The 4,438-nt window shown below is 64.9% G+C and carries 3 protein-coding genes and 1 pseudogene; 1 reads left to right on the top strand and 3 read right to left on the bottom strand.

The features are described from left to right. Nucleotides 1-29: 29 nt before the first annotated feature. Nucleotides 30-3,137 carry a response regulator gene (locus tag WBH99_RS08725; RefSeq protein ID WP_424219693.1) on the top strand — a complete coding sequence of 1,036 codons (3,108 nt, stop codon included), beginning with the start codon at nucleotides 30-32 and terminating at the stop codon, nucleotides 3,135-3,137. 119 nt (nucleotides 3,138-3,256) lie between these two features. Here the strand turns inward: WBH99_RS08725 and WBH99_RS08720 are convergent, their stop codons facing one another. From WBH99_RS08720 to WBH99_RS08710, 3 genes and pseudogenes are all read right to left on the bottom strand, one after another. Continuing rightward, nucleotides 3,257-3,661: a c-type cytochrome gene (locus WBH99_RS08720; RefSeq protein WP_424219692.1), complete on the bottom strand. Its 405-nt coding sequence runs from the start codon at nucleotides 3,659-3,661 to the stop codon at nucleotides 3,257-3,259. Nucleotides 3,662-3,901: 240 nt separating this feature from the next. After that, the gene (locus WBH99_RS08715) at nucleotides 3,902-4,144 is read right to left on the bottom strand and encodes a 2-hydroxymuconate tautomerase (protein WP_424219694.1); all 243 of its coding nucleotides are present in this window, start codon (nucleotides 4,142-4,144) and stop codon (nucleotides 3,902-3,904) included. A gap of 112 nt (nucleotides 4,145-4,256) precedes the next feature. Continuing rightward, nucleotides 4,257-4,438, bottom strand: a pseudogene (locus WBH99_RS08710) (4-oxalocrotonate decarboxylase); the annotation flags it as partial.

The following is a 4,438-nucleotide window of genomic DNA, read 5'->3' as shown; positions in this document are numbered from 1 at the left end:
GCCTCGACGTGCTGGACAACGCACCCGCCATGGCACCCGAACCGGAGGCCGAACCCGAACCGGCGCCCGAGCCCGAACCGGCGCCCGAGCCCGAACCGGCGCCCAAGCCCGAACCGGCGCCCAAGCCCGAACCGGAACCGGAACCGGAGCCGGAACCGGAGCCCAGGCCAAGTGCCGCGCCAGCGGCCCAGACGCTGACGATTTCACCCCAGCTTCATGAAATTTTCCGGGATGAGGCGCGCGGCCATCTGGACAATTTGCAGCGCTTTGTCGAAGAGCTGAGCCAGGCCCCCAGCATGGCCACTCCCTTCGAAATCGGCCGTGCCGCCCATACCCTGGCGGGTATCGCCGGTACGGTAGGCATTCTTCCGGTCAACAAACTGGGGCAGGCACTCGAACACGCCTTGTTGCGCCGCGATGGCGCACGGCACCCGGACAGCCTCGAAGGCCTGGCCGTGCTGCGCCAGACCATGGACGCGCTGGAAGCGATGTTGCAGTGCCTGGCCAAGGGTCAGATGCCGGACGCCCAGCCGATGTTGATCGATGCGCTATCCCAGCTTTACCCCTCCCGGAGCGAATCCGACGCACAGGAAAACCAGGACAAGGACATGGTTGCCGTCCTGGGCGAATCCCTGGGCGAATCCCTGGGCGAATCCCTGGGCGAATCCCTGGGCGAACCCTTCAGCCCGCCCCGGACTCAGGCAGGGATCACCGATGCCGGGTTGACCCCGGCAGAGGACAGCAGCGCCAGACAGCCCGACAGCAGCCTCCCAGCCGCCGCGCCGGAAACGCTGCCGCTGCTGCAAGACGAAATGGATGAGCAATTGCTCCCCATCTTCCTGGAAGAAGCCCAGGAACTGGTGGGAGGCTTCCAGACCCAGATCGCCGCCTGGAAAGCAGACCCGGGCAGCACCACCGCCCCCAATGCCCTGGCCCGGCTGCTGCATACCTTCAAAGGCAGCTCGCGCATGGCTGGCGCGATGAATCTGGGGCAATTCACCCACGCCGTCGAAAGCCGGGTCGGCGAACTCTTGCATGGCGCCCCGATCACCCCGGCCGATCTGGACGACATCGAGTCCGCCTGCGACCTGCTGGCCCAGACCGTGGAGCGTTACCAGGCGGGCGATTTCAGCCCCCCCGGCCTACCCCTGCGCACCGCCTCCGCCGATACCCCGGGCGAACCTGCCCAGATGCCCCAGATGCCGGCAACGGGCGCCGCAACGGCAGGCGAGCCGCCCCCGGCGCCGGCACCGGCCAGCCCCTCGCCCGCCGCCGCCCAGGCTCTTGAAACGCAGGCTCATGCCCCGCAGGAAAGCGAAGCCAGCCAGAAGGCCTTGCTGCGTGTCCGTGCCGATCTGGTCGACCAGCTGGTCAATGAAGCCGGCGAACTTGCCATCGTCCGGGCCCGGATCGAAGGGGAAATGCGGGAGCTGAAGGATTCCCTCCTGGACCTGACGGAAAACGTGATCCGCCTGCGGCGCCAGCTGCGGGAAATCGAAATCCAGGCAGAAACCCAGATCCAGGCCAACACCCGTCACGAAATCAAGGCCGACTTCGACCCCCTGGAACTGGACCGCTTCACCCGCTTCCAGGAACTCACCCGGATGATGGCCGAGTCGGTCAACGACGTGGCCACGGTGCAGCAGAACCTGCTCAGAAACCTGGATGACGCCAACGCCGCCCTCGTCGCCCAGGCCCGCCTCAACCGCAGCCTGCAGCAATCCCTGATGAGCGTGCGCATGGTGCCGTTCGCCAGCCAGAGCGAGCGGCTCTACCGGCTGGTGCGCCAGACCGCCAAGGAAGTGGGCAAGCGCGCCAACCTGGAACTGCACGGCGGCCAGGTGGAACTGGACCGCTCCGTGCTGGAAAATGTCCTCCCGTCCCTGGAACACATGCTGCGCAACGCCGTCGCCCATGGCCTGGAAGCCCGCGAACAGCGCCTGGCCGCCGGCAAGGATGAAATTGGTGAAATCAATCTCAGCCTGGCCCAGGAAGGCAATGAAATCATCCTCACCCTGTCCGATGACGGGGCCGGTCTTGATCTGGACCGGATCCGCGAAAAGGCGGAAGCGGACGGCCTGATCGCGCCGGGCGAGGCGGTGGATGATCAACATCTGGTGGATTTCATCTTCCATTCCGGCTTCTCCACCGCCACCGAAATTTCCCAGGTCGCCGGCCGCGGCGTGGGCATGGACGTGGTGAAAACCGGGATCACCAGCCTTGGCGGCCGGATCGAAGTGCGCACCGAAAAAGGCAAGGGCACCACCTTCCGCCTCTACCTGCCGCTCACCCTGGCCGTCACCCAGGCCGTGCTGATCGAGGTGGGCGAGCGGCTGTTTGCCATTCCCTCCGCCCTGATCGAACAGGTCCAGGAAATCCGGGAAAAATCCCTGGACGAAATCCGCAGCAAGGGTGAAGTCGTCTGGCAGGACCATCATTACCCCTTTTATTACCTGCCCCGCCTGCTGGGCGACAACCAGACCCAGCCGGAACACCGCCGCCTGCACTGGGTGCTGCTGCTGCGCTCCGGACCCCAGCGGGTGTCCATCCTGGTCGACGAAATGAAGGGGAAACAGGAAATCGTGGTCAAGAACGTCGGCCCCCAGATGGCCCGCGTGGTCGGCATCGCCGGCGCCACGGTGCTGGGGGATGGCCAGGTCGTCCTGATCCTCAACCCCGTCGCCCTGGCCAGCCAGATTCCTGCCCCCAGCGCCCCCCTGAAAGGCGCGGCAGGTCCCGAAGCCACCGCGACACCGGTCCCGCTGCAGCAACCCACCGTCCTGGTGGTGGACGACTCCCTCACGGTCCGCAAGATCACCAGCAAGCTGCTGGCCCGGGAAGGCTACCAGGTGGAGCTGGCCAAGGATGGGGTCGATGCGCTGGAACATCTGATCGAGAAGATTCCCGATGTCATCCTCTCCGACATCGAGATGCCGCGCATGGACGGCTTCGACCTGGTGCGCAACATCCGCGCCGACGCCCGCCTGAAGCAGGTGCCGATCATCATGATCACCTCGCGCACCGCGGACAAACACCGCAACTACGCGATGGAAATCGGGGCCAATGATTACCTGGGCAAACCCTATGACGAAGAGCAGCTGCTGCGGCTGCTGGCCGGATACACCGGCCGGGCCTGATATCGGCAAAGCTGCTCGGCAAAGCTGCTCGGCAAAGCTGCTCGGCAAAGCTGCCCGGCAAAGCTGCAAAAAAGCCCGGCCAGTTACGGCCGGGCTTGTTCATGGGCGGACCGCCGCAATCAGCGCTGCAACCGATAGAGATAGTCGATCAGCGCCAGAATCCGCACCCGTACGGTACGCTCGCCCAGCAGAGGGTCGCTGTGGAGGTAGGAGACCTCCTCCGTATAACGCTGGCCCCAGACCGGCATGGCGCGGCTGCCATGCGCCTGCACGTCCAGCCGGCCATCGATGGTGTTGTACACCCGGGCCGTGGGAAACACGCCGCCATTCTTCTGCTGCAACAAGGTCAGGTCCGGCGGCTGGATCCGCAACAGACGCCCCATCTCGGTGCCGCCCTTGCCCTCCAGGCCATGACAGGCGGCGCAACTGTTCCGGTATTCCAGCGCGCCGAGGTCGGCATCATCGGCCAGCGCCCCGAGCGACAGCCCGCCAAGGATCAGGGCCGGCAGCAAGTGTCGTTTCATGATGGGTTCCTCCACAAAGATCGGTTCGCATTATCCCTGTTCCGGTTCCGGGCTGATAGCCTTGACGACCGCAAACCACGCCGGTAATCGCCCGGCCGTGACCGGACCTGGAAGCGAACCTGAAAGCGAACCTGGAAGCGGGCCAGAAAAACGGGCCAGGAAGGAACCCGGAAGCAAAGCCCCCCAGGTCGTCCAGGCCGGTCTTCCTGGAAGCGCGAAGGGTCAGGCTTCAGGTTTTTTTCAGCGCCCTAAATCCTTGGCGGTTTTCCCGGCGATGCCCCACTGGGTCTTGGGCACCTCCTGAATCCACACCCGGACGTTTTCCCGGGGAGAACCGGTGGCTTCCACCAGGGCATCGCTCACTTTTTCGATGACGGCGCGCATCTGTTCTTCTCTACGCCCTTCCATCAGGAATATCTGTGCAAACGGCATATTCAGCTCCTTGCTGGTTGTACCTTCGATTCTGACCCGCGCCACTCGCATGGGCGTGACGCGGCTGGCATTGGCCACTCATTGCCACTCATTGCCACTCATTGGCCACTCATTAACAAATCACCCGGCCATCGAGACGAGAACCCTGCCTCCACGGGCTGGGTCAGACGAAGTGGCAACTGACGCTGCCCATCCCCTGAACCCGCAGATTGATGTGATCGCCGGGCTTGACGGCCACGGCTTCGGTGATGCCGCCGGAAAGGATCAGGGTACCGGCGGGAACTTCTTCGCCCCGGGCGCCCAGATGATTGACCAGGGCCGCGACCGCAGCCGCGGGGTGGCCCA

The sequence above is a fragment of the Azovibrio sp. genome, assembly GCF_049658005.1.
Taxonomy (GTDB): domain Bacteria; phylum Pseudomonadota; class Gammaproteobacteria; order Burkholderiales; family Rhodocyclaceae; genus Azovibrio.
Note: the sequence above shows the minus strand (reverse complement) of the source record. Positions and strands in the feature narration are given on the sequence as shown.

Excerpts from the sequence above, each read along its gene's own strand:
- WBH99_RS08725 (WP_424219693.1), top strand. The coding sequence starts at position 30 with ATGGCACCCGAACCGGAGGCCGAACCCGAACCGGCGCCCGAGCCCGAA.
- WBH99_RS08720 (WP_424219692.1), bottom strand. The coding sequence starts at position 3,661 with ATGAAACGACACTTGCTGCCGGCCCTGATCCTTGGCGGGCTGTCGCTC.
- WBH99_RS08715 (WP_424219694.1), bottom strand. The coding sequence starts at position 4,144 with ATGCGAGTGGCGCGGGTCAGAATCGAAGGTACAACCAGCAAGGAGCTG.